Genomic DNA, 23,163 nt, shown 5'->3' with positions numbered 1-23,163 from the left:
GATCCGCGCGTGCAACGCGGAGGTGGGAACGGGAGCGGACAGGCCCGCGTAGACACCGCAGGCGACGGGGACTCCGGCGGTGCGCAGGGCGCGCAGCCGGTCGGCCAGCGCACGGGGACTCGGGTCGGTGCGGTACCGCGGCATCGCGGTCATGCGTGCCTCCCTCAGTTCAGCAGTTCCCAGCCGCGCCGGGTCAGGCGGTGGCGGACCGACCGGCCGTTGCGGTGGGTGGAGACGAAACCCGCGGTGCGCAGCGCCGTCGCGTGCTGCGACGCCGTCGGCAGGCTGATGCCCACGTGCTTGGCGAGTTCGGTGGTGGTGCGTTCGGACGTCAGCGCGCGCAGCACGAGCGTCCGCGTGCGCCCGAGAGCGAGCTCGAGGCTGCCGCCGCTGGGCTGCGGCGCCGTCACGGGGTAGAAGAGCAGCGGCTGCGGCTCGGCGAACATCGACACCGCGGGCCGCGTCAGGCCGTTCAGCACCGGCACGATCAGCATCCCCGTGCCGTGCAACGAGATCTCGGACTCCCACGTGAGCTCGACGTGCAATGCCGGCGGCGTCCACGAGATCGACGGGTGCAGGTTCTCGAGCAGGTTCCCGAGGCCGCGCGTGACGGCCTGCGCCGACCGCAGCCGCACCTCCGCGTCGAACGCCTGGCGCGTCAGCCCCCAGTTCGGCCCGAGAAGCTCGCGGAACCCGGTGGTCAGCGCGGACTTCAGGTCCTGCCGCGAGGCGGGCGTGCCCGCCGCGTACGACCGCAGCCACGGCGACGTCGTGCCCAGCATGCTCGCGATCTGGTCGCGCACCCGCGTCGGGGGCACGTCGAGCACCTGGCGCACGGCCTCGTCGAAGTCGGGGCGCGCGGAGTTGAAGAAGTCCGGGATGAACCGCCCCGGCCGGACCAGCTCGGCGAGCGGGCGGATCCGCGGCAGCAGCTGGCGGTCCCAGTCACCGCTGTGCACGGTGAAGACCAGCTCGTACATCGGCAACGGCGCCGGGGCGAACCGCGTGCGCGCGAGATCTTCCAACTCGAACAGAATCGTCAACCCCCGCCCCTGGGGCGCGGATCGGGACAACACCATCGGCATTTGCTTCCCCCCGGAGTGCAACCACTTCCGACGGTACGCAGATTTCGTTGTCCGGTGTCAGAAACGCTCTGGTTGACAACATTCAGTGGACAACGCCAGACGAGCGGTCGGGACGGCCCGGCGAGCTTCACCAGCAGGTCATAGGCCCGTACACGTTCTTCCGGTGATTTTTGATCACGCCACACCAGGTCCGCGGAAATCACTCCGTCGAGTGCACGGGAAATGAGATCATCACGCCACAGGAGTGCCCGTCCGAATCGATTTTCCGACACGGTGACCGCTCATCAGACCCAGTTCCTGGGGCCCGCACCACCGCGCGAGCAGCCCTGGCCTGCCGGCCCAGCCCGATCACCAGGCCCTGGACGCGGCGCGCCAGGTCCAGGTCCAGGTCCTCGTCGGAGAAGCCGGGACCCGACGTGACGACCACGAACGCGCGGTGGCCGTGCTCGCCCGGTGGTGGTGGTCAGCTCGCCCGGCTCGCCTCGGCCAGGCGCGCGTGCAGGCGCTCCCTGACCTGGTCCGGGGTGTAGGCGGCACGGCGGCGCTGGTTGCGGGCCACGACCACGCCGCTTGCCGCGACACCCGCGAAGGCGGCGATGCCGAGCAGCTTCCACAGCTTCATGTGCATAGGGTACGGGGCTATGCCGACGACTCTGGACCAAGCTGTCGAGATGACCCGCACCGGTGACGTGTGGGTGTTCCGCGGGCGCAGTGCGGCGGACCGGGCGATCCAGGCCATGACGAACAGCCCGGTCAACCACGTGGGCATGGCGATCGTCATCGACGACCTGCCGCCGTTGATGTGGCACGCCGAGCTCGGCAAGTCGCTCGAGGACGTGTGGAGTGGCACGCACCAGCGCGGTGTCCAGCTGCACGACCTGCGCGACGCCGTCGTGACGTGGCACGACAGGTACGGGCAGCGGGTCTGGTTGCGGCAGCTCCACCACGACGTCACGCGGGAGATGGAGGACGCCGCGCTGAGGACCGTGGCGCGGCTGGACGGCACGCCGTTCCCGTCCACGGCGAAGCTCGCCTCGCGGTGGTTGCGCGGGCGGGTCCCGGTGGGGCGCAGGGCGGAGGTGTCGCTGGAGAGCGCGTTCTGCGCGGAGGTCGTGGCCGTGACGTACCAGGACATGGGGCTGCTGCCCCGGCGCCGCCCGAACTGGTACGACCCCGGCCGTTTCTGGAGCGGGGACGACCTCGACCTGCTGGACGGCGCGAAGCTCGGCCGGGAGATCGAGATCGTCGTCCTGTGACCGCGTGTCCGCAAGAGGACTGATATCTATCAGCCACTTGACCGGGAGTGACGCCCCCAACACGATGGGAGCGGTCTCACAACCGGGAGCTGACAACGATGTCACGACTGCTCGTCCTCGTGCTCGCCCTGCTGTTGCCCACCACGCCCGCCGTCGCCGCACCGTCCGGCTGGACGGTCACCGGACCGGGTCAGGTCAGTGCGGAGGTGACGCTGAACAGCGGAAACCTCACCCTGACGGTACGGCGGCAGGGCAGAACGGTCCTCCAGCCCGCCGCCGTCGGTCTCACGACGACCGCCGCCGACCTCACCCAGGGTCTGTCGTCCACCGGCCGCGCTGACCGCGTTGTCACGGAGCGGTACACCATGCCGCACGGCAAGCGGTCGCAGCGCGCCACCACCATGACCGAGACGACACTGGGCTTCCGCAACGCGAACGGCAGCTTCAAGCTCGTCGTGCGCGCCGCGCCGGACGGCATCGCCTACCGGTACGTGCTCGACGCCGCCACGGTCACGTCGGAGGCGTCCAGCTTCAGGGTCCCCGCCGAGTCGAAGGCGTGGCTGCTGCCCTACAACGCCTGGTACGAGGCCAACCGCGTGCGCACGACCGCCGGTGAGGCGACCGGTGACCTCGGGTACCCGTCGCTCTTCCAGGTGGGACAGGACTTCGCGCTGCTCACCGAGTCCGACGTGGACGGCCGGTACTCTGGCAGCAGGCTGCGCAGGAGCGGCGACGGGTTCCAGGTGGTGCTGGCAGACGCCCAGGTCCAGTCGACGGGGACCACGCCGTGGCGCACCGCGATCGTCGGCGACCTCGCCACCGTCAGCACGTCCACCCTGGTGGACGATCTCGCCACGCCCGCCAGGTACACCGACACGTCGTGGATCAAGCCGGGCAAGGTCGCGTGGTCGTGGCTGAGCGAGCACTCGAGCCCGAGCGACTTCGCGCGGCAGAAGCAGTACGTCGACTTCGCCGCCCGCAACGGGTGGCAGTACACGCTCGTGGACGAGGGCTGGAGCTCCGCGTGGGTGCCGGAGCTGATCCGCTACGCCCGCGCGCGGGGCGTGGAGATCCTGCTCTGGATGCACTGGACCGACCTCGACACCGCGCAGGAACGCGACACCGTGCTGCCCAGGGTCAAGCAGTGGGGCGCGAAGGGCGTGAAGCTCGACTTCATGGAGTCCGACTCGCAGGACCGCTACCGGTGGTACGACGCGGTGCTGCAGAAGACGGCCGACCTGAAGCTCATGGTCAACTTCCACGGGTCCACCATCCCGCACGGGCTCGCCCGCACCTGGCCGCACGTGCTCTCGATGGAGGCCGTGCGGGGCGCGGAGAACTCCCCGCCCGCCGCCAACAACCCCGTGCAGTTCTTCACCCGCAACGTCGCGGGCTCCATGGACTACACGCCGGTGTCGCTGGAGGTCGGCACGAGGGAGGCGTCGATCGCGCACGAGGTCGCGCTGCCGGTCGTGTACGAGTCGGGCTGGACGCACTTCGCGGACAAGCCGGAGGCGTACGAACGGCATCCGCAGGCGCTGCGCTACCTCGACCAGGTCCCGACGGTCTGGGACGAGACGCGCCTGCTCGACGGTGACCCGGACACGCACGCCGTGGTCGCCCGCCGCAACGGCGACAGGTGGTTCATCGGCGGCATCGCGACGCAGGACCGCACGCTGAAGGCGCCGCTCTCCTTCCTCGGCGGCGGCCAGTGGCTGGTCGAGACGGTCCGCGACCCCGCCACCCGCGCCGACGTCGTCCGCGACCGGCAGGTCCTGCGCGGCACCGACACCCTCAGCGTCGCGGCCAGGCGCAACGGCGGCTTCGCGGCGATCATCTGCCGCTACACGCCGGGTCTGCAGACGTGCGACCGGCCGATCAACCAGGTCCCGAAGACGACCTTGACCGTCACCCCGACGGCGACCACGGACACCCCGCCCGGCTCGCAGCTCCAGGTCACCGGCACGTTCACCACTGGCGACAGGGAGATCCGCGCCGTCACGCTGACGGCCGTCGCACCGGACGGCTGGACCGTGAACGGACCGGCCGTGCAGCGCGACAAGCTCGCACCGGGCGAGTCGGTCAGCGGCAGCTGGCTGCTCACGGCCGGCACCCGGATCGGTCCGGTGGACGTGCCGGTCGTCGCCACCTTCGGCGGCGGCGTGCACGTCGAGCAGGTGGTCAAGGCGTTCGTACCACCGCCGACTCCGGCCAATGGCGCGCAGGTGAGCGATCTGCCGTTCATGAGCGAGTCCAACGGCTATGGCCCGGTCGAACGGGACCGCTCCAACGGCGAGAACTCCGGCGGTGACGGCAAGGCGCTGTCCATCGGCGGCGTCACCTACACCAAGGGAATCGGCGCGCACGCACCGTCCGAGGTCTCGGTCTACCTCGGGCGCGGCTGCGAGCGCCTCACCGCGAAGGTCGGCCTCGACGACGAGACCGAGCAGCCGGGTTCGGTCGCGTTCCAGGTGTTCGGCGACGACAGGCTGCTGTACGACAGCGGGGTCATCACCGGCAAGGGCGCGGCGGCAAGGCCGATCGACGTGGACGTGACCGGTGTCAGGATGCTGAGCCTGCGCGTCACCGACGGCGGCGACGGCAAGAACTTCGACCACGGCGACTGGGCGGAGCCGACCCTCACATGCTGATCAACCGCCGGACCTTCCTGGCAGCCACAGGACTCCTGACACTCACGCCGGGCATCTCGCTCGCCCGGCCCCAGGACACGCGGGACACCTACTACGAGGTGCTGCTCAGGCACACGCGGTGGGCCGAGACGCAGTACGACGCGACGGCGGGCCGGTACCGGCGCACGGATTTCGGGTTCGCGGTCGTGCTCGGCAACGCCGTCCTGCTCACCAGGGGCACCTACGACGCGGCGCTCGCGGGCGTCGAGAAGGACGTGCTGCGGCAGCACACGCTCGCCACGATCAAGCACTTCGCGGCGAGCAACGTCCTCGCGGGCGGCACCGAGTGGGGCAAGACCCTGTTCTGGGACACCACGTTCCAGTCGTACTTCGTGCTGGCCGCCCGGCTGCTCTGGCAGGACCTGGACGCGCCGACGCGGGCGAACGCCGAGGCGATCGCCCGCGGCCAGGCCGACTACACGACGTCGCTCGGCACGGCCGACGACCCGCGCTCCGGCAGCTGGACGCCGAACGGCGAAGCGGGCGGCTATCGCGGCGACACGAAGCTGGAGGAGATGGGCGTCTACGCCCAGGCGCTGGCTCCCGGTCTCGCCTGGCACGGCGACGGACCGGGGTGGCGGGAGGCGTTCACCCGCTGGAGCCGCAACGAGGCGGGGCTGCCGGCCGCCGACCTCGCCAATCCCTCCACTGTGGACGGTGTGCCGATCTCGGCCAACACCGCCACGAACCTGCACGACACGTTCATCGTCGAGAACCACGGCTCGTTCGGCCCGCACTACCAGGAGGAGCTGTGGCGCACCTCGGGCCGCAACGCCGTGCACTTCCTGCTCGCGGGCCGGCCGCTGCCCGAGGTGCTGACCAGGCAGCCCAACGGGGAGCTGTTGTGGCGCACCATCCTCGCGACGATGAGCGACGCCGGTGAGCCGTTGATGCCGATGGTCGACGACCGCGAGCACCTCTACGGCCGTGACGTCATCCCGCTCGCGTTCCGGTCGACGGTGCTGCGCGACCCGATGGCGGCCCGCGCCGAGGCCGCGCTCGCGTCCCGGCTGCTCGCCTACCAGGCCCACCCGCCGGTGCACCGGCTCGCGAAGTTCTCCGGGGAGGCCAAGTACGAGCCGGAGGCACGTGCGGAGCTCGCGATCAGCTACCTGCTGCACGAGCTGCGCCCGTCGGTGGAACCCGTGCCGGAGCGGGACTTCTTCGCGCGGGCGGCGATCACGATCGACCACGGCGTGGACCCCGGTCTGCTGACCCACCAGTCCGCGGCGGCGTGGGCGGGCACGGTCACCAAGCCGGGCTTCACCAAGTTCGCCTGGCAGCCGCACCACGACGACTGGTTGTTCAAGATCAGCGGCACAACGCCGATGCTGCTGCCGCCTAAAGCGGTGACCGGTCGCAACGTCGTGGCCTACCAACGGGTTCGTGACGGTTTCGACGCGACGGCGAGCCTGCTGCGGTTCGCGGACGGGTTCGCGGGCACCGCCACGCTGCCCACCGGCACGATCGTGTGCGCACTCCCCCAGGCCGGCCGCGTCGACGTGCACAACCTGGCCATGGCGGGAATGCCCGGGCTCACCGGCTCCCGCACCTACACCGGGTCAGCCGGCGAGGTGACGGTCCGGGCACGCGAGGGGTTCCGGGTCGACGAGCTGACCTTCCCGGCGACGACAGCGCGTCACGTCCGCATGGTCGGCGTCACGCCGCATCCCACCTACGGTTACTCGTTGTTCGACTTCGAAGTGGACGCCCCGCGGCAAGGGGAAACCACGGCGTCGTCGTTCGACCCCGGGTACGAACCGGCCAAGGCGACCGATGGCGACCCGGCCACCCGCTGGGCGGTCGCACGCGCGGAACGCGGACGGGCCGACAGCTGGATCGCGGTCGACCTCGGCGCCACCACGACCGTGCACCGCGTACGGCTGCGGTGGGAGACAGCCGCGGCGGGCGCCTACCGGATCGAGACGTCGGAGAACGGCACCGGCTGGCAAACGGTCGCCGAGTACCCGCGCCCCGATCTCAGCACGCCGGGCTGGCTCGACGTGGACGGCCGGGCGGGGTTCGTCGCACGGTCGGGCACGATCACCGTGCAGGGCGACACGATCACGCTCCCCGCCGGGCTGGTCGAGGGCTACGTCCGGGCCGACCTGCGGGCGGTTGCGGCCGAACCGGCACCGCAGGCCCCGGCTCCGGTGCTGGCGAGCACCGCGGACGGGTTCCTCACCCTGTTCAACCTGTCCGGCACCGACGTCACCGGAACCGTCCGCCTGCGCGGCTCGCGCCTCTACCGCGGCACGCAGGTCACCACAGCGACCGGCACCGACTACGCGCTCGCACTGCCCGCCGCCACCGCACGGGTCGAGGCGCCGTGGTTCACCGCACTGGGCATCCCACCGGGTATCACCGCGGTCGTGCACGACGCCCGCCGGGTCGCGTTCCGCGGCGGTCCCGCCCGGTTCACGCTGACCCACCGCGACGGCTTCACGCTCCCGGTCGTGCTCGGGCGGGCTGAGCGCACGGTCACGGTGCCGGGCGCGAAGGCGTTCCCGTTCGACGACCTCGCGCTGGGCCGCGTGACGTTCCCGAACTCCGTCCTGCCGCCTGGCATGAGCGATCCAGCGGGCGCCGTCGACGGCTCCGAACGCACCGCGTGGACACCGGGCCGTGATGGGCGCATGGTCATCGATCTCGGCGCACCGCACGCGATCGGCGAAGTCGGTCTGAAGTGGACGGATGGGGTACCGCCCCCGCACACCGTCACCTACAGCCTCGACGGCAGGACCTACGGCGCGAAGACGACAGCCCGGTACGTGGCCGTGTCGACGCGCTGGCGGCCGGGGCACGCATCGCTCAGGAGTGTCGGTTTAGCTCCCGGATAGACGGCAAACCAAAGGCATGTTCGACGGATTGCGTTCTGGCGCGACGGAAAGCGTGTTCAGGGCGTTATGGGACGTGCCGCGGTTGCTGCGTCACCCGGTGTGGCGAAACGCCGACCCCGGGCAGGGTGGTGGCCGCGGTGTGGTCCTCGTGCCCGGTTTCGGGGCGGGGGGCGTGAGCCTCTCGCCGGCCGGCTGGTGGCTGCGCGCGCGTGGTTACCGGCCGGTCAACGCCGGGGTCGGGTTCACCGTCGGATGCACCGCGGATCTGCTGGCGAAGCTCATGCGGAGCACCGAAGAGCACGCCGAGCGCACAGGTCGCCCCGTGGTGCTGCTCGGCCAGAGCCGTGGCGGCGGCCTCGCGCGTATCGCCGCCGCCCGGCGGCCGGACCTGGTCCACGGTCTGGTCATGATGGCCAGCCCGGTCCTGGACCCGCTCGGCGCCCATCCGAGCGCCATGCGCGTCGCCCTGTTCCTCACCCGCCTGGCCGCCGCCGGTGTCCCAGGCCTGCTCGACGAGGACTGCCTGCACGGCCCGTGCTTCGACGAGCACGTGCGCACGCTCGCGGAACCGTTGCGGGTGCCCGCGATCTCCTTCTTCTCCCGCTCGGACGGCATCGTGCCGTGGCAGCTGTGCCAGGACCCGTGCGCCGAGTGCCTCGAGGTGCACAGCACGCACACCGGCATGGGGTTCGACCCGCAGGTCTACGAGCTCCTCGGCCCGCGGCTCGCCGCCTGGGCCAGCGGCACGATCCTCGCGTCCAGCAACTCGCCGTCCTCGACGTGCAGCAGCCCGATCGTGCCGTGCGGCTGACGGCGCTTGTCCGTGGGAGAGCCGGGGTTGAAGACGCGCAGTCCGTCCCCCTCCTCGTCCCACGGGATGTGCGAGTGTCCGAACACGACCAGCCGCGCCGAGGGGAACCGGCGGCGCATCCTGGCCCAGCGCCCGGTCTTCTGACCGCTGTCGTGGATCATCGCGACCGGTAGCCCGTCGATGTCGAACTCGACGGTCTCGGGCGCGCCCCACGCCACGACGTCCGGCCCGTCGTTGTTGCCGCACACGGCGACGACCGGCGCGTACTGCGCCAGCTCGTCCAGCACGGGCGCCACGCAGACGTCCCCGCCGTGCAGGATCAGGTCGGCGGAACGCAGGTGCTCGGCCACGGCCGGTGGGCACCGCTTCCAGAACCGCGGCGCGTGGGTGTCGGACAGCACGACCACTCTCACGGTCGAGAGGCTAGCCGGATCGGCACGGAGGTGCCGGGCCGCGTTTGGGGTGGCACGACGCGGGTACCTCCCGGCAATGGCGAGGGCTGTCTGGAGCGGGGCGATCAGTTTCGGCCTGGTGAGCATCCCGGTGGAGCTGTACAGCGCCACCGAGGACCACACGGTGCACTTCAACCAGTTCCAGCGCGGGACGTCCGACCGCATCCGGTACAAGCGCGTCAACGAGCGCACCGGGCGCGAGGTGCCCTACGACAAGATCGTGAAGGGGCACGAGGTCGAGAGCGGCGAGTACGTGGTCGTGGAGCCGGAGGAGCTGGACGAGATCGCGCCGGGCCGGTCGCGCACGCTCGACATCGAGGCGTTCGTCGACCTCGACGAGATCGACCCCGTGTACTTCCAGAAGACCTACTGGCTCGGGCCGGCCAAGGCCGAGCACTCCCGGCCGTACCTGCTGCTCGCGCAGGCGATGAAGAAGACGAACCGCGCGGGCATCGCGATGTTCGTCATGCGCGGCAAGCAGTACCTCACGGCGTTGAAGGAGGACAACGGGATCCTCGCCGTCCACACGCTCTTCTTCGCCGACGAGATCCGCAAGCCGGAGGACGTGCTGGACGTGGCGCCGGAGGGCCGGGCGCCCCGCGGCAAGGAACTCGACATGGCGGTGTCGCTGGTGGAGTCCATGGCCGACGACTGGCGGCCGAAGGACTACCGCGACACCTACACCGAGCGCGTGACCAAGCTGATCGAGGACAAGCAGAAGGGTCGCGAGATCATCGTCGAGGACGAGCCCGCGGCCGCCACGGACGTCGTGGACCTCATGGAGGCGTTGCAGCGCAGCGTCGAGGCGAGCAAGAAGAAGCGCGGCGGCGGCAAGAAGGTCAGCTGACGACGACCGCGGTCGCGTTGTCCGTGCCGCCCGCGTACAGGGCCGCCCGCACCAGCCGTTCGGCCGACGCCTGGCCGGACAGGATGACCTCGACCCCGGCGTGCCCCAACGGTCCGGACACGCCGTCGGAGACCAGGGCGAGCCGTGGCGCACGCGTCGCCGCCCGTCCGATGTTCTCGGTGGTCGCGAGCCGGACGGTGTTCGTCACGACGTGGTCCATCCGCGGCTCGGCCACGATCCCGCGCTCGCGGAAGTACTCACCGACCGTGTGGTCGGTGGTGAGCTGCACGAGGTCCTCACCGTCCGAGGCGTACGCGCGTGCGTCGCCGACCCACGCCACGTCGAACCCGCCGTCCGGGCGGGCCGCGGCGACGACGATCACCGCGTCGCCGAGGTGGACCTGGAGGGCGTCCCTGGCCGCCAGGATCGCGGCGACCGGGTCGGCGAGCAGAGCGGCGGCCTGCGCGGCGGCGTGCGCGGCCTCGGCGGCGGCCGGCGAGTCACCCACTCCGTCGGCGACGACGAACGTACGGCGGCCGTGGGCGTACGCGTCGGCGTTGTACGTGCGCGGCCCTCGTTCCGACGCGTAGGTCACGGTGAGCGCGGTGCCCAGGGGAACGGTGCGATCAATCAGCATGGCGGACCTCCCTGACCTCCACTAAGCCGTGCGCGCCTAGGAGTCTGCTGTCAGCAGCCTGAGAAAAGCTCTAGAGTTTCGCCGCCCGGCGAAGCCGCTCCGCCGCGCGCACGAGCGCGGTGGACAGTTCCGGTGGCGAGACGACCTCGAACTCGACGGTGATGCTCGCGAGCATGAACACCACGTCGTCCATGGTCTCGCCTCCGACACGAACATGGCACGAGCTTTCGTCGAGCGCCACGACATCGCCGTAGCTGTGCCACTGCGTCGCCTCGGAAGCGGGCACGCTCAGTCGCACGACGCCCTGAACAGGCCACCGATCGGCGACCCTTGCGGCTACGAACGCGCCTGGGTCACCCCCTGGGATCTCACGTGGCGTGAACCTGGCTCCGAACGGGGTACGCACGGTCATTCGATCGAGTCGAAATGTGCGCCAGTCGTCCCTCTGCACGTCCCACGCCACGAGGTACCAGCGCCGGCCCCACGTCACCAGCCGGTGCGGTTCGACCTCCCGCAGCGACTCCTCCCCCGCGTGCCCGACGTAGGCGAACCGGAGCCGCTGCCGGTCGCGGCAGGCGGTGCCGACGAACGTCAGCACCGCCGCGTCCACCACGGGCGCCGTGCCGGTGTACGGGACCGTCGCGATCTCCAGCGCGGCCACGCGGTGCCGTAGCGCGGACGGCAGCACCTGCTCGACTTTCAGCAACGCGCGCACGGCCGTCTCACCGATGTTCTCGATGCCGCTCGCCGTGCGCAGGCCCACCGCCACCGCGACCGCCTCGTCGTCGTCCAGCAGCAACGGCGGCAGCTGCGCACCCGAGCCGAGCCGGTAGCCACCGCCGGACGTGCCCATCGAGGCGTGCACCGGGTAGTCGAGCGTCCGCAGCTTCTCGACGTCACGGCGGACCGTGCGCGTGGTGACACCCAACCGTTCGGCGAGCTCCACACCGGACCACTCACGCCGCGACTGCAGCAGACCGAGCAACTTCAACAACCGGGCAGACGACACTGGAGGACCATATCTGTCCTACAGTGGTCATAGCGTCGCGATCATGAAGCCTTTCGCGATCACCATTCCGCAGCAGGACCTCGACGACCTGCACCGACGCCTCGACGCCACGCGCTGGCCGGACGCACCGCGCGGCGCGACCTGGGCCCAGGGCACGCCCCTCGACCACCTCCGGGAACTGGCGGAACACTGGCGGGACTTCGACTGGCGCGAGCAGGAGCGGCGCCTCAACGAGATCCCGCAGTTCGTCACCGAGATCGACGGCGCACGGCTGCACTTCCTGCACGTGAAGAGCCCGAACGCGAACGCGGAACCGTTGCTGCTCACGCACGGCTGGCCGTCGACGTGCTTCGCGTTCGAGGAGATGATCGAGCCGCTGAGCCGCGACTTCCACCTGGTGGTCCCCTCGGTGCCCGGCTTCGGCTTCTCCGGCCCCACCGGGGAGCTCGGCTGGACCATCCCCCGCGTGGCGGACGTCCTCGCCGAGCTCATGCGCCGCCTGGGCTACGACCGCTACGTCGCCCACGGCTACGACTTCGGCGCCGTGCTCACCCGCCACCTCGGCCTGCGCGACGAGGTCCGCGCGATCCACGTCAACCAGATCTTCTCCGCAGGCGTCACGGCCGAGACCGCCGACATGGAGGTCGAGGCGGAGCGCAGGTCGGTGGAGAAGGCGTTCCGGTACGAGTTCGAGCAGTTCGGGTACGTGTCGATGCAGAGCACACGGCCGCAGTCGGTGGCATACGCGCTCACCGACTCGCCGGTCGCGCAGCTGGAGTGGATCGAGTGGGCGTTCCACACGTGGAGCGACCCGGAGATCGGGGTACCCCGGGACGCGCTGCTGAGCACCGCGTCGATCTTCTGGTTCACCAGGACGGCGGGGTCGTCGGCGCGGTACTACCAGGAGGGGGACGAGACGTGGGGCGAGCTGGAGCCTGCCTCGGACACGCCGACGTCGGTGGCGGTGTTCCCGCACGACGTGGGCGTGCCGATCCGGCGGATGGCCGAGCGCAACCACAACGTCGTGCGGTGGACCGAGATGCCGCGCGGCGGGCACTTCGCGGTGATGGAGGTGCCGGAGCTGGTCGTGCGCGAACTGCGGGGGGCCTTCCTCCTGTGAGGGCCTGCCGGGAACGGTTACGGTGATCACCGTGCGGTTCAGGGTCTTCGGCGGGGTCTCGGCGCGGACGGGCGCCGGCGTGACCGAGTTCGGCCCGACGCGGCTGGGGGCCCTGCTGGGCGTCCTGCTCGTGGACGCCGGCCGTGTGGTCAGCGCCGACGAGCTCGTCGACCGCGTCCTGGGCGACGCGCCGCCGCCCCGCGCCCGCGCGATGACGCAGACGTGGCTGACCCGGCTGCGGCACACGCTGCCCGGCCTGATCGAGCGCGACGCCGGCGGGTACGTGGTGCGGGTCGACCCGCTGGAGATCGACCTGCACCGGTTCCGGCACCTGGTGCGGACCGGCAGGACCGCGCAGGCGCTGGCGCTCGCCGAGGGCGAGCTTCTGTCCACAGTGGATACACCATGGGCGGTGCAGCAGCGTGCGGACTTCGCCGACGAGCTGCTCACCGCCCGGCTCGACCACCTGGACGCGCGGCTGGACGGGGGCGAGCACGTCGCGTTGCTGCCGGAGCTGCGCGTGCTCGCCGAGCAGCGCCCGTTGGACGAACGGGTGGCGGCCCAGCTGATCAGGGCGTTGCAGGGCAGCGGCCGCACGTCCGAGGCCGTCGCGCACTTCGAGGAGGTCCGGGCACGGCTGGCCGACGAGCTGGGCGCCGAGCCGTCACGGCACCTGGCGGGGTTGCACCGGCGGCTGCAGGCCGCCTCGGCGCCGCGGCAGCTGCCCGCGCCGCCCAAGCCGTTCACAGGCAGGGCGGTGGAGCTCGCGGACCTCGACCAGGCACCGCACGGCGTCGTGGTGATCACCGGCACCGGCGGCGTCGGCAAGACCTCCCTCGCCGTGCACTGGGCCCACCAGGCGGCCGAACGGTTCCCGGACGGCCAGCTCTACGTGAACCTGCACGGGTTCGGGCCGAGCGGCGCGGCGGTGAGCCCCGGTGACGCGCTGCTGCGGTTCCTGTCCGCCCTCGACGTGCCGCGCGCGAAGGTGCCGCACGACCTGGCCGGGCAGTCGGCGTTGCTGCGGGACGCGCTGGCGGACAAGCGGATGCTGATGGTGCTCGACAACGCCACCGACGCCGACCAGGTCGAGCCGTTGCTGCCGCGGACGCCGGGCACGCACGTCGTGATCACCAGCCGGACCGAGCTCAGGCCGGCGGACGCGCACTCGTTGCCACTGGGGCTCTTGCCGCCCGACGACGCCCGCGAACTGCTGGCCGCACGGATCGGCCACGAGCGCGTCCGGGCCGAACCCGAGGCCGTCGACACGGTGGTCCGCCGCTGCGCCCGTCTCCCGCTGGCGCTCGCGGTGGCCGGGGCACGGGCGGCGACGCAGCCGGAGTTCCCCCTGGCGGCACTGGCGGACGAGCTCGCCGACCTCGACGCGTTCGCCGACGACGATGACGTCACCGCGGACCTGCGTTCGGTGTTCTCCCACTCCTGCAAGGCGTTGAGCCCGCCGGCGCTGCGGCTGTTCCGGCTGCTGGGCCTGATGCCCGGCTCGGACATCAGCCTGGCCGGCGCCGCTTCCCTGGCCGCACTGGAACCGCGCGAGACGGAGGTGCTGCTGGCGGAGCTCTCGAGGGCCAACCTCATCGACGAGGCGGAGCCCGGCCGGTTCACCTGCCACGACCTGCTGCGCGACTACGCGGCCGAGCTGGCGCCGGAGGACGAACGCGACGAGGCGCTGCACCGGTTGCTCGACCACCTCGCGCTGACGAGCGTGGAGGCGGGCGTCGCGTTCACCCCCACCCGGTACCGTCCGTCCACACCGGACCCCGCTACGGGCGTGGTGGTCTCGTCGTTCGCCACCCACGAAGAAGCGCTGGCATGGCTGATGAACGAGCATCCGGCGTTGATGGCGGCGATGCCGCACGGCACGCCGGTGCAGACGTGGCTCATGGGCTGGTCGCTCGCCGACGTCCTCGACCGCCAGGCGCACCACCGCGATCTGCTGACGTCGCAACAGCTCGCGGTCGCCGCGCTCGAGGAGCTCGACGACGTCGACGGGCTGGGCCGCACGCTGATCAACCTCGGCCGCGCGTTCGGCAGGGTGGGACGGCTCGCCGAGGCGAGGACCGCGCTGGAGCGGGCGTTCGAGGTGTACGAGGGCATCCCGTCGGGACAGGCCGGGGCGCTGCTCAACATCGCGATGCTGTGTCCCGACGACAGGATCGAGGAGGCGATCGAGCACACGCGCCGCGGTCTCGCGCTGTACGAGGAGTGCGGCGACCAGTACGGGCAGGCCAACGCGCTGACCGGGCTCGCGTGGGGGTACGGCAAGCTCGGCGAGCACGCGAGGGCCGTCGAGTACGCCGAGCGCGTGATGCCGATGTGGCAGGCGATGGACCACGTCGTCGGCCAGGGCGAGACGTGGGACACCCTCGGCACCGCCTACCGCGGCCTGGGCGACCACGACCGCGCCGCGCACGCGTTCACCAGGTCGGCGGAGCACTTCCGGCTCGGCGGCGACCTCGTGCTCGAGGCGAGCTCCCACGAGCGGCTCGGCGACACCCTCGCCGCCGCGGGGCGCGCCGAGGCCGCTCGCGAGGCCTGGCAGAAGTCGGTGGAGCTGCGCACCGAGGCCGGCCTGCCGACCGGCCCCGTGCGCGCGAAGCTACAGGCCGAAGGCCAGTAACACGGACCCGTTGGGGTTGTTCGCGAACTCCGGGTAGTAGCCGGACTGCACGAAGACCATGCCGTTCGACACCACCGCACCCGTGCCCGGACCCGCCATCGTGCCGCCGCGCCCGGTCAGGCCGTTGACACCGCGAACGTCCTGAACGGTGTCGTAGGTCCAGAGGACCTGTCCGGTCCTGGAGTTGTACGCGCGCAGCTTGCCGTCACCGGCACCGAGCCAGACCACGCCCGGAGTGCTGGACACGGGCACGCCGTGCGCCCGCGCGCAGGTCGGCTGACCGGCCGCCCCGCCCGTGGCGCAGCCGTCCTCGGGCGCCGGGGTCTGCCACAGCACCTGGCCGGTGGCGGGGTCCACCGCGAACAACGTGCCGGGGTCGGCGTAGTAGGTCGCGATGTAGAGCCGCCTGCCGTCGTAGCTCGACCCCCACTGGATGCCCGAGATGCCACCGCTGGGCAGCGGCACACCGAGCTGGCGGCGCCACACGACCTGCCCCGTCGCGGCGTCGAACACGTGGTAGACACCGGACTTCTGCCCTACGCCGACGAGCTGCCTGCCGCCGACCGTGAACAGGTTCGGCGTGGCGCCGATGTCGTAGTCGAGGTTGGTGCCGTCCTTGAGCCCGGGGCAGTACCCCTCGGCGTCGGGCGTGTTGCACGCGTCGCGCCACGTGTCGGCGCCGGTGACCTGGTTGGTCCACCTCACCGCGCCGGTGCGGGCGTCGAGCGCGAGCAGCGAGTCGAACTCGCCGCCCTTGCCCGTGTAGTTCTGGCCCGTGCCGACATACAGCGTGCCGGTCCCGCGGTCGATCACCGGCGAGCTCCACACCCCGGCGCCCGACGGCTCGAACCGCTTGGCGCCGTTGGGCCACGTCCCCACCTCGACCGGTTCCGGCACCGTGTGGTGGCGCCAGACCAGCGCGCCGGTGTCGACGTCGTAGGCGTCGATGTGACCGCGGAACGTGCAACAGGCGTGCGTGACCGGCAACGTGTTCTCACCACTCGACGTGCCCACGTACACCAGTCCGTTGTGGACGATCGGCGAGCTGGTCGTCTGCGAGGCGATGCCGTCGTCGAGCCGCACCTGCCACCTCAGCCGCCCGGTGCGCTGGTCGAGCGCGAAGAGCCGGCTCGCGCTGTCACCGAAGAACACCTTGCCGCCGGCCACGGTCGGGCCGTCGGAGTTGTACGCGTACCGGCTGGCCGGTGGGAGCGCGAACTCCCACTTGGCGTTGCCGCTGCGCGCGTTGCGGGCGTAGAACTTCCCGTCGGGGCCGCCGAAGTAGACGGTGTCCCCCACGACGGCGGGCTGGCTGCGGACGCCGTTGACGTCGCCCTTGGGATAGGCGAACGCCCACTTCAGCTTCAGCTTCCCCGCGTTGTTCCGGTCGATGCGCCACTCGGCGGCGTTGTGCCTCGACCCGTTCAGGTCCTTCTGCCACCCTGGCCAGTCACCGCCGGCGTGGGCGGTCGCGGGTGACGCGGTCAGCACTACCAGCGCTGCCGTGAGCAGCGCTGTGGTTCTGCGCATGGAATTTCCCCCTTCCGCCACCACTCTGGCAGCGGCGGAACGGGAACACGTCCACCCAAAGTCTCGTCGAGCGTTAACCGATCGGTTGATGCGCCACGACGTCCGGCTCCGGGCTCAGAACCGCGGCAGCACGCCCATGAGCGACGTGACGACCGTGAGCCGCAGGGCCGTCCGCAGGTCGGCGTGGTGGACCGCGAGCGCCGGTTCGGACTCGTAGACGGCGAGCAGGCTCGCCGGCGGTGAGGCGTAGGCGGACAGCGCGCCGGCCATGAACAGGAGGTTGAGGCAGAACAGCTCCGCGCGGTCGCCGACCTCCGGCAGGTGGTGCCGCACCAGGTCCGCCATCACCGCGAGGTTGCCCAGCGACGCCCGCTTGTGCCGGCGGATCACCTCGGCGGAGACGTTGTGCTCGAGCACCCCGCCCTGTGCGCCGAAGAGGTCGCAGAGCACCGTCTGGGCGGCGAGCGACCGGCTGAGCACGTCGGCCGTCTGCTCCGCCCGTTCCTCCGCGGACCGGCCGGGGTCGACGCCGCGGGCCAGCTCCTGCTCCAGCTCCGCCAGCCAGCTCGCCGTCCGGTCGTCCATCAGGTCGAGCAGCACCGCCTCGCGGGACTCGAAGTAGCGCAGCACCGCCGTCTTGGCCAGGCCCACCCGCCGGCTCAGCTCGTTCAGGGTCACCTCGGCCACCGGCATCTCGTCGAGCATCGCCGAGGTCGTCTCCATGATCGTCCGGCGCCGGACCTCCCGCTGCTCCTCGCTGCGCGCTCGCTGGAACGTCATGGGCCCATCCTAACTTGGGTACCACCGGTACCTTGACAGTGTACCGGCGGTACATTAACGTCCTCACCACAAGTTACCGGCGGTACATTAGGAGTCAGCGATGAAGTGGACCGAACAGCAGATCCCGCGCCAGGACGGCCGCGTGGCCGTGGTCACCGGCGCCAACACCGGACTGGGCTTCGAGACCGCCCGGCGGCTCGCCGAGCGCGGGGCGTCGGTCGTGCTGGCCGTGCGCGACACGGAGAAGGGCGAGCTGGCCGCCGCCAGGATGAACGGGGACGTCTCCGTGCGGGAGCTGGACCTGACCTCGCTGGAGTCGGTGCGCGCCGCCGCGGCCGGCCTGCGCTCCACCCACCCGCGGATCGACCTGCTGATCAACAACGCCGGCGTGATGTACACGCCGAAGCAGACCACCCGCGACGGCTTCGAGGCGCAGTTCGGCACCAACCACCTGGGCCACTTCGCGTTCACCGGGCTGCTGCTCGACCTGATGCTGCCCGTGCCCGGCTCCCGGGTGGTCACGGTCAGCAGCACCGGCCACCGCATCCGCGCCGCCATCCACTTCGACGACCTGCAGTGGGAACGTTCCTACAGCCGGGTCGGCGCCTACGGCCAGTCGAAGCTCGCCAACCTGATGTTCACCTACGAGCTGCAGCGCCGGCTCGCCGCGCACGGCACCACCGTCGCGGTGGCCGCGCATCCCGGCATCTCCAACACCGAACTGGCCCGCAACACCCCCGCGGCCCTCCGGCTCCCGATCACCCTGCTCGCCCCGGTGCTCACCCAGCCCGCGACGATGGGCTCGCTGCCCACCCTGAGGGCCGCCACCGACCCGTCCGTCCTCGGCGGGCAGTACTACGGCCCCGACGGGCTGAGCGAGGGGCGCGGCCACCCGAGGCTGGTCACCTCCAGCCCCGCGTCCTACGACGTGACCGTGCAGCAACGCCTCTGGGCCGTCTCGGAGGACCTCACCGGCGTGCGGTTCCCGGTGGGCCGGGCAACCGCCGCGGCGTAGCCCACCCGCCTGACCTGTGAGCGTCCTGAAAGGGACGCGTCACGGTTCCTCCACGACGAAGTGGCCGGCGAACCCGCGGAACCGTTCCGCGAGTGGACCGGCGCCGCCGCCGAGCTCGCGCCACAGGGCGCGATGCCCGTCCAGCGTCAGGCGGTCGTGGACCAGCACCACCACGAACCCCTGCCGCGCCAGCTCCTCGGCGTACGCGTCGTTGCCGCGGAAGCTGAACACCAGCTGCCGCACGCCGACGAGCGTGCGCGGTGAGTGGACCACCGCCGCCAGGTCGCCGGTCCCGTACTCCGTCCGCATCACCGCGGGGCGGTAGCCGTCGTCCGGCGGCGTGGTGGCCGCGGTGGTCAGCGGGGTGCTCAGCGAGGTGAGCACCATCATGAGCGCTACGAGCGCCAGGACTCCCCCGACTCCTTTGGGCCCGATTGCCATGGGAACGATCTCACCGAGTCCATGTGCTCTGAACGTCCGTGGTCTGTCACGGTTTTGCAACAGCCGCCTCGACACCGTCCAGGAGCACGCGCAGACCGCCCCGGAAGTTCTCGACGGCGTCGTTCTCCAAGTAGGGCAGCTCCGGGTCGACCGGCTCCCGGTCGCCCTCGAGAACGTGCAGCATCGGGTACTTCTCCGCCAGGCCGGGCTCGATCTCGAGCAGCACGGCGGACCGCGCGTACCACCACTCCTCGTCGGCCTCCCCCGTCGCGCCGCTCGCCGCCCGCGCCTCGGCGACGGTCTGGGCCGCGCCCCGCACGAAGTAGTTGATGGCACCGGCGATGCCGCGCAGCTGACGGCCGGGCAGACCGGTGGAGACCAGGATCGCCGCCAGCGACTCGGTCACGCCGAACTCGTACGGCCCGAGGACCGGGCGCGCCTGCGACACCTGCAACACCCACGGGTGGCGGCCGTAGCACTCCCACATGTCCTGCGCCCACCTCGTGACGGCCGGGCGCCACCCGTCGTCCAGGGAGTAGGAGGTCGGCAGCTCGGCCATCGTGCGGTCGTACATGAGGTCGACGAGCTCGTTCTTGCCCGGCACGTACGTGTAGAGCGCCATCGCCGTGCGCCCGAGCCGCTCCCCCACCGCGCGCATCGAGAAGGAGATGCCCTGCTCGTCGGCGACCGCGATGCCCGCGTCGACGATCGCGTCCACGCTCAGACCCGGCTTCGGACCTGGGCGCTTCTCCGCGGCCGACCCCCGCCAGAGCAGCTCGATGGACCGGCGCGGGTCGCCCTGACCTGCGTAGACGACCACGGTTGCGACTCCTTACAACGTAAAGTAACCTTGTCAGTCGATACTTTACGGCATAAAGAACCGCCGTGAACAAAGCCAGGGGGAAACAGCTGTGAATGCTGTCGCAGACAGCCACGACATGATCCAGGTCCGCGGGGCGAGGGAGAACAACCTCGCGGACGTGTCGCTCGACGTCCCCAAGCGCCGCCTGACCGTCTTCACCGGCGTGTCCGGCTCCGGCAAGTCCTCGCTGGTCTTCGGCACGATCGCGGCCGAGTCGCAGCGCATGATCAACGAGACCTACACCGCGTTCCTGCAGTCCTTCATGCCGTCGATCGGACGGCCGGACGTGGACGCGCTGCACAACCTGAGCGCGGCGATCATCGTCGACCAGGAGCGGATGGGCGCGAACTCGCGCTCCACCGTCGGCACCGCCACCGACGCCCACACGATGCTGCGGATCGTGTTCAGCCGCCTCGGCGAGCCGCGCGTCGGCACGTCCGGCGCGTTCAGCTTCAACCTGCCGGAGGGCATGTGCCCGGCGTGCGAGGGGCTCGGCAAGGTCACCACCATCGACGTGGACGCGATCGTCGACAAGAGCAAGTCGCTGAACGACGGCGCCATCGACGCCCCGAACTACGGCGTCGGCACCTGGTACTGGCAGGTGCTCGCGAACTCCGGCCTCTACCCCGCCGACAGGCCGATCTCCGAGTTCACCGGACAGCAGCTCGAAGACTTCCTCCACAAACCCACGACGAAGCTGGACATCGGCGGCACCAACGTCACCTACGACGGCCTGATCACCAAGCTGCAGCGGACGATCCTGTCCAAGGACCGCGACTCGATGCAGCCGCACGTCAGGGCGTTCGTCGACCGCGCCGTCACGTTCGCGGCCTGCCAGAGCTGCCGGGGCGCCCGGCTCAACCAGGCCGCGCTCGCCTCGAAGATCCGCGGCGTGACCATCGCCGACTGCTGCGCGATGCAGATCAGCGACCTCGCGCGGTTCGCGCACTCGATCGACGACCCGTCGGTGGCTCCGCTGCTGGCGACGTTGCGCGACACGCTGGACTCGCTCGTCGAGATCGGCCTCGGCTACCTGTCGCTCGACCGCGAGTCCGGGACGCTGTCGGGCGGCGAGTCGCAGCGCGTGAAGATGGTGCGGCACCTGGGATCGTCGCTCACCGACATCACCTACGTGTTCGACGAACCGACCGTCGGCCTGCACCCGCACGACATCCAGCGCATGAACACCCTGCTGCTCCGCCTGCGCGACAAGGGGAACACCGTCCTCGTCGTCGAGCACAAGCCCGAGACGATCGCGATCGCCGACCACGTGGTGGACCTCGGCCCCGGCGCGGGCGTCAACGGCGGGCACGTCTGCTACTCCGGCGACGTGGCGGGACTGCGCAAGTCCGGCACGCTGACCGGCCGCCACCTCGACCACCGCGCGAAGCTGCGCCCGGAGTTCCGCTCCCCCCAGGGCTTCCTGACGATCACCGGCGCACGGCTGAACAACCTCAAGGACGTCTCGGTCGACCTCCCGCTCGGCGTGCTGACCGTCGTCACCGGCGTCGCCGGCTCCGGCAAGTCGTCGCTCATCCACGGGTCGCTGCGCGAACGGCCAGGAGTCGTGACCGTCGACCAGTCGGCGATCCGCGGCTCGCGCAGGTCCAACCCCGCCACCTACACCGGCCTGCTCGACTCGGTCAGGACCGCGTTCGCCAGGGCCAACGGCGTGAAAGCGGCGTTGTTCAGCGCGAACTCCGAAGGGGCGTGCGAGAACTGCAAGGGCATCGGCCTCGTCTACACCGACCTGGCGATGATGGCGGGCGTCGCGACGGTGTGCGAGAAGTGCGAGGGCAAGCGGTTCACCCCCGAGGTGCTGCGCTACACGTTGCGGGGCAAGAACATCAGCGAGGTGCTGGCCATGTCCGTGGCCGACGCCCGCGAGTTCTTCCCCTCCGGCCAGGCGCACGCCGTGCTGAGCCGCCTGCACGACGTCGGCCTGTCGTACCTGTCGCTCGGCCAGCCGCTGACCACGCTCTCCGGCGGCGAACGCCAGCGGCTCAAGCTCGCGATCCACATGGCCGAGAAGGCCTCGACGTACGTGCTCGACGAGCCGACGTCCGGCCTGCACCTCGCGGACGTCGACCAGCTGCTGGGCCTGCTCGACCAGCTGATCGACGCCGGGAACACGGTGATCGTGATCGAGCACCACCAGGCCGTGATGGCGCACGCCGACTGGATCGTCGACATGGGCCCGGGAGCGGGCCACGACGGCGGCCGGGTCGTGTTCTCCGGCACCCCCGGCGACCTCGTGTCCACTTCGGACACCCTGACCGCCCGGCACCTGAAGGAGTACCTGTCGTGAGCGCGCTGACGGTGGCCTCGGTGACACCCCTGACGCCGCGCATGGTCCGCGTCACGTTCACCGGCGACGGACTGGCGGACATCGGCACGTGGCCCGACCAGCAGCTGAAGCTGTTGTTCCCCAAACCGGGCCACTCCGCGCACGTGTCGGACTCGCCCGACGCCGGCGTCTGGTACCAGGCCTACACGGCCATGCCAGAGCCGGAACGGCCGTGGATGCGCGGCTTCACCGTCCGGTCGCTGGCCGGTGGCGTGCTGACCGTCGACTTCGTGCTGCACGGCGACAGCGGCCCCGCGTCCCGGTGGGCCGCCCGCGCCCGGACAGGTGACGTCATCGGCCGGTTCGGGCCGTCCCGCGACTACGCCCGTCCGTTGGGCGTGGCCGACCTGCTGGTGTTCGCGGGCGACGAGACGGCGTTGCCCGCGATCGCCTCGTTGCTCGCACTGCTGCCGCCGGCGCAGCGGTTCGTCGCGGTGGTCGAGGTCGCGGATCCGGTGGAGGAACAGGACGTCCCCGGCGTGCGGTGGGTGCACCGCAGCGCCGGGGACGACCTGGTCTCGACCGTGTCGGCGATCGAGGTCCCGCCGTCGGCGTGGGTGTGGCTCGGCGGCGAGGCCTCCGCGGTGCGGGCGTTGCGGCGGCACTTCGTCGGGCTCGGGGTGCCCAAGAAGGCCATCGAGTTCGCCGGCTACTGGCGGCGGTCCCTGACGCAGGACGACGCGCCGACAGCAGACGACCTGGCCGAGGCCCGTGAACGGATCGCGGCCCTCAGCGAGTGATTTCTTTCACTCAACACTGAAGCAATAGTGCTGAAGCGTCTCACGTTGTGGACGCGCGAGACG

At 71.1% G+C, this 23,163-nt stretch carries 19 protein-coding genes; 10 read left to right on the top strand and 9 right to left on the bottom strand.

The annotated features are described in order from the left end of the window. Window positions 1-164: 164 nt before the first annotated feature. Together VM306_RS13540 and VM306_RS13535 are read right to left on the bottom strand one after the other, a co-directional pair. Window positions 165-1,043 (bottom strand): ArsR/SmtB family transcription factor, encoded by an 879-nt coding sequence (locus VM306_RS13540; protein WP_325514820.1) that lies wholly within the window; start codon window positions 1,041-1,043, stop codon window positions 165-167. A gap of 505 nt (window positions 1,044-1,548) precedes the next feature. After that, window positions 1,549-1,707, bottom strand: coding sequence for a hypothetical protein (locus tag VM306_RS13535; protein WP_325514817.1), 159 nt, complete (start codon window positions 1,705-1,707; stop codon window positions 1,549-1,551). A gap of 19 nt (window positions 1,708-1,726) precedes the next feature. Between VM306_RS13535 and VM306_RS13530 the strand changes: the two genes are divergently transcribed. From VM306_RS13530 to VM306_RS13515, 4 genes are all read left to right on the top strand, one after another. Next, a complete protein-coding gene (locus tag VM306_RS13530; protein WP_325514815.1) occupies window positions 1,727-2,341 on the top strand; it encodes a hypothetical protein in 615 nt (204 codons plus the stop codon). Window positions 2,342-2,439: 98 nt separating this feature from the next. Next, window positions 2,440-4,992, top strand: coding sequence for a glycoside hydrolase family 97 catalytic domain-containing protein (locus VM306_RS13525; RefSeq protein WP_325514812.1), 2,553 nt, complete (start codon window positions 2,440-2,442; stop codon window positions 4,990-4,992). Next, on the top strand, window positions 4,986-7,871 hold the full coding sequence (locus VM306_RS13520) for a discoidin domain-containing protein (RefSeq protein WP_325514808.1): 2,886 nt from the start codon (window positions 4,986-4,988) through the stop codon (window positions 7,869-7,871). Before VM306_RS13525 ends, VM306_RS13520 begins: the two co-directional genes overlap by 7 nt. Window positions 7,872-7,887: 16 nt before the next feature. After that, window positions 7,888-8,682, top strand: coding sequence for an esterase/lipase family protein (locus tag VM306_RS13515; RefSeq protein ID WP_325514804.1), 795 nt, complete (start codon window positions 7,888-7,890; stop codon window positions 8,680-8,682). Here VM306_RS13515 and VM306_RS13510 read toward each other — a convergent pair. Continuing rightward, on the bottom strand, window positions 8,574-9,095 hold the full coding sequence (locus VM306_RS13510) for a metallophosphoesterase family protein (protein WP_325514801.1): 522 nt from the start codon (window positions 9,093-9,095) through the stop codon (window positions 8,574-8,576). The two genes, VM306_RS13515 and VM306_RS13510, sit on opposite strands and share 109 nt — an antisense overlap. 118 nt (window positions 9,096-9,213) lie before the next feature. Here VM306_RS13510 and VM306_RS13505 point away from each other — a divergent pair, with 118 nt between their 5' ends. Next, complete coding sequence (locus VM306_RS13505; RefSeq protein WP_414672374.1) at window positions 9,214-9,981, top strand: Ku protein; 768 nt, start codon at window positions 9,214-9,216, stop codon at window positions 9,979-9,981. Here VM306_RS13505 and VM306_RS13500 read toward each other — a convergent pair. Then, on the bottom strand, window positions 9,974-10,618 hold the full coding sequence (locus VM306_RS13500; RefSeq protein ID WP_325514798.1) for a serine/threonine protein phosphatase: 645 nt from the start codon (window positions 10,616-10,618) through the stop codon (window positions 9,974-9,976). The two genes, VM306_RS13505 and VM306_RS13500, sit on opposite strands and share 8 nt — an antisense overlap. A gap of 70 nt (window positions 10,619-10,688) precedes the next feature. Further along, window positions 10,689-11,627: a transcriptional regulator gene (locus VM306_RS13495; RefSeq protein WP_325514795.1), complete on the bottom strand. Its 939-nt coding sequence runs from the start codon at window positions 11,625-11,627 to the stop codon at window positions 10,689-10,691. A gap of 43 nt (window positions 11,628-11,670) precedes the next feature. Here VM306_RS13495 and VM306_RS13490 point away from each other — a divergent pair, with 43 nt between their 5' ends. Then, window positions 11,671-12,747: an epoxide hydrolase gene (locus VM306_RS13490; RefSeq protein ID WP_325514793.1), complete on the top strand. Its 1,077-nt coding sequence runs from the start codon at window positions 11,671-11,673 to the stop codon at window positions 12,745-12,747. Window positions 12,748-12,778: 31 nt separating this feature from the next. Beyond that, window positions 12,779-15,385 carry an AfsR/SARP family transcriptional regulator gene (locus VM306_RS13485; protein ID WP_325514791.1) on the top strand — a complete coding sequence of 869 codons (2,607 nt, stop codon included), beginning with the start codon at window positions 12,779-12,781 and terminating at the stop codon, window positions 15,383-15,385. Here VM306_RS13485 and VM306_RS13480 read toward each other — a convergent pair. Together VM306_RS13480 and VM306_RS13475 are read right to left on the bottom strand one after the other, a co-directional pair. Next, window positions 15,365-16,915, bottom strand: a complete 1,551-nt coding sequence (locus VM306_RS13480; RefSeq protein ID WP_325514789.1) for a PQQ-binding-like beta-propeller repeat protein — start codon at window positions 16,913-16,915, stop codon at window positions 15,365-15,367. The genes VM306_RS13485 and VM306_RS13480 overlap by 21 nt on opposite strands. A gap of 114 nt (window positions 16,916-17,029) precedes the next feature. After that, window positions 17,030-17,695, bottom strand: coding sequence for a TetR/AcrR family transcriptional regulator (locus VM306_RS13475; protein WP_325514787.1), 666 nt, complete (start codon window positions 17,693-17,695; stop codon window positions 17,030-17,032). A 100-nt stretch (window positions 17,696-17,795) separates the two neighbouring features. On the opposite strand from VM306_RS13475, the gene VM306_RS13470 reads away from it, so the two are divergent. Then, window positions 17,796-18,710: an SDR family NAD(P)-dependent oxidoreductase gene (locus VM306_RS13470; protein ID WP_325514785.1), complete on the top strand. Its 915-nt coding sequence runs from the start codon at window positions 17,796-17,798 to the stop codon at window positions 18,708-18,710. 39 nt (window positions 18,711-18,749) lie between these two features. Here the strand turns inward: VM306_RS13470 and VM306_RS13465 are convergent, their stop codons facing one another. Next, window positions 18,750-19,151 carry a hypothetical protein gene (locus VM306_RS13465; protein ID WP_325514783.1) on the bottom strand — a complete coding sequence of 134 codons (402 nt, stop codon included), beginning with the start codon at window positions 19,149-19,151 and terminating at the stop codon, window positions 18,750-18,752. Between the two features lie 46 nt (window positions 19,152-19,197). Beyond that, entirely contained in the window at window positions 19,198-19,971 is a 774-nt protein-coding gene (locus VM306_RS13460; protein WP_325514781.1) for a TetR/AcrR family transcriptional regulator, read from the bottom strand. 91 nt (window positions 19,972-20,062) lie between these two features. Here VM306_RS13460 and VM306_RS13455 point away from each other — a divergent pair, with 91 nt between their 5' ends. Next, a complete protein-coding gene (locus VM306_RS13455; protein WP_325514779.1) occupies window positions 20,063-22,321 on the top strand; it encodes an excinuclease ABC subunit UvrA in 2,259 nt (752 codons plus the stop codon). Continuing rightward, window positions 22,318-23,100, top strand: a complete 783-nt coding sequence (locus VM306_RS13450; protein WP_325514777.1) for a siderophore-interacting protein — start codon at window positions 22,318-22,320, stop codon at window positions 23,098-23,100. Before VM306_RS13455 ends, VM306_RS13450 begins: the two co-directional genes overlap by 4 nt. Window positions 23,101-23,163: the final 63 nt, after the last annotated feature.

The sequence above is a fragment of the Lentzea sp. genome (assembly GCF_035525475.1).
Lineage (GTDB): Bacteria > Actinomycetota > Actinomycetes > Mycobacteriales > Pseudonocardiaceae > Lentzea.
This window is presented reverse-complemented; position numbering and strand designations above follow the sequence as displayed.

Bases quoted from the DNA above. Each gene is read 5' to 3' on its own strand.
- VM306_RS13535 (WP_325514817.1), bottom strand. From the start codon at position 1,707: ATGAAGCTGTGGAAGCTGCTCGGCATCGCCGCCTTCGCGGGTGTCGCG.
- VM306_RS13530 (WP_325514815.1), top strand. From the start codon at position 1,727: ATGCCGACGACTCTGGACCAAGCTGTCGAGATGACCCGCACCGGTGAC.
- VM306_RS13525 (WP_325514812.1), top strand. From the start codon at position 2,440: ATGTCACGACTGCTCGTCCTCGTGCTCGCCCTGCTGTTGCCCACCACG.
- VM306_RS13520 (WP_325514808.1), top strand. From the start codon at position 4,986: ATGCTGATCAACCGCCGGACCTTCCTGGCAGCCACAGGACTCCTGACA.
- VM306_RS13515 (WP_325514804.1), top strand. From the start codon at position 7,888: ATGTTCGACGGATTGCGTTCTGGCGCGACGGAAAGCGTGTTCAGGGCG.
- VM306_RS13500 (WP_325514798.1), bottom strand. From the start codon at position 10,618: ATGCTGATTGATCGCACCGTTCCCCTGGGCACCGCGCTCACCGTGACC.
- VM306_RS13490 (WP_325514793.1), top strand. From the start codon at position 11,671: ATGAAGCCTTTCGCGATCACCATTCCGCAGCAGGACCTCGACGACCTG.
- VM306_RS13480 (WP_325514789.1), bottom strand. From the start codon at position 16,915: ATGCGCAGAACCACAGCGCTGCTCACGGCAGCGCTGGTAGTGCTGACC.
- VM306_RS13475 (WP_325514787.1), bottom strand. From the start codon at position 17,695: ATGACGTTCCAGCGAGCGCGCAGCGAGGAGCAGCGGGAGGTCCGGCGC.
- VM306_RS13470 (WP_325514785.1), top strand. From the start codon at position 17,796: ATGAAGTGGACCGAACAGCAGATCCCGCGCCAGGACGGCCGCGTGGCC.
- VM306_RS13465 (WP_325514783.1), bottom strand. From the start codon at position 19,151: ATGGCAATCGGGCCCAAAGGAGTCGGGGGAGTCCTGGCGCTCGTAGCG.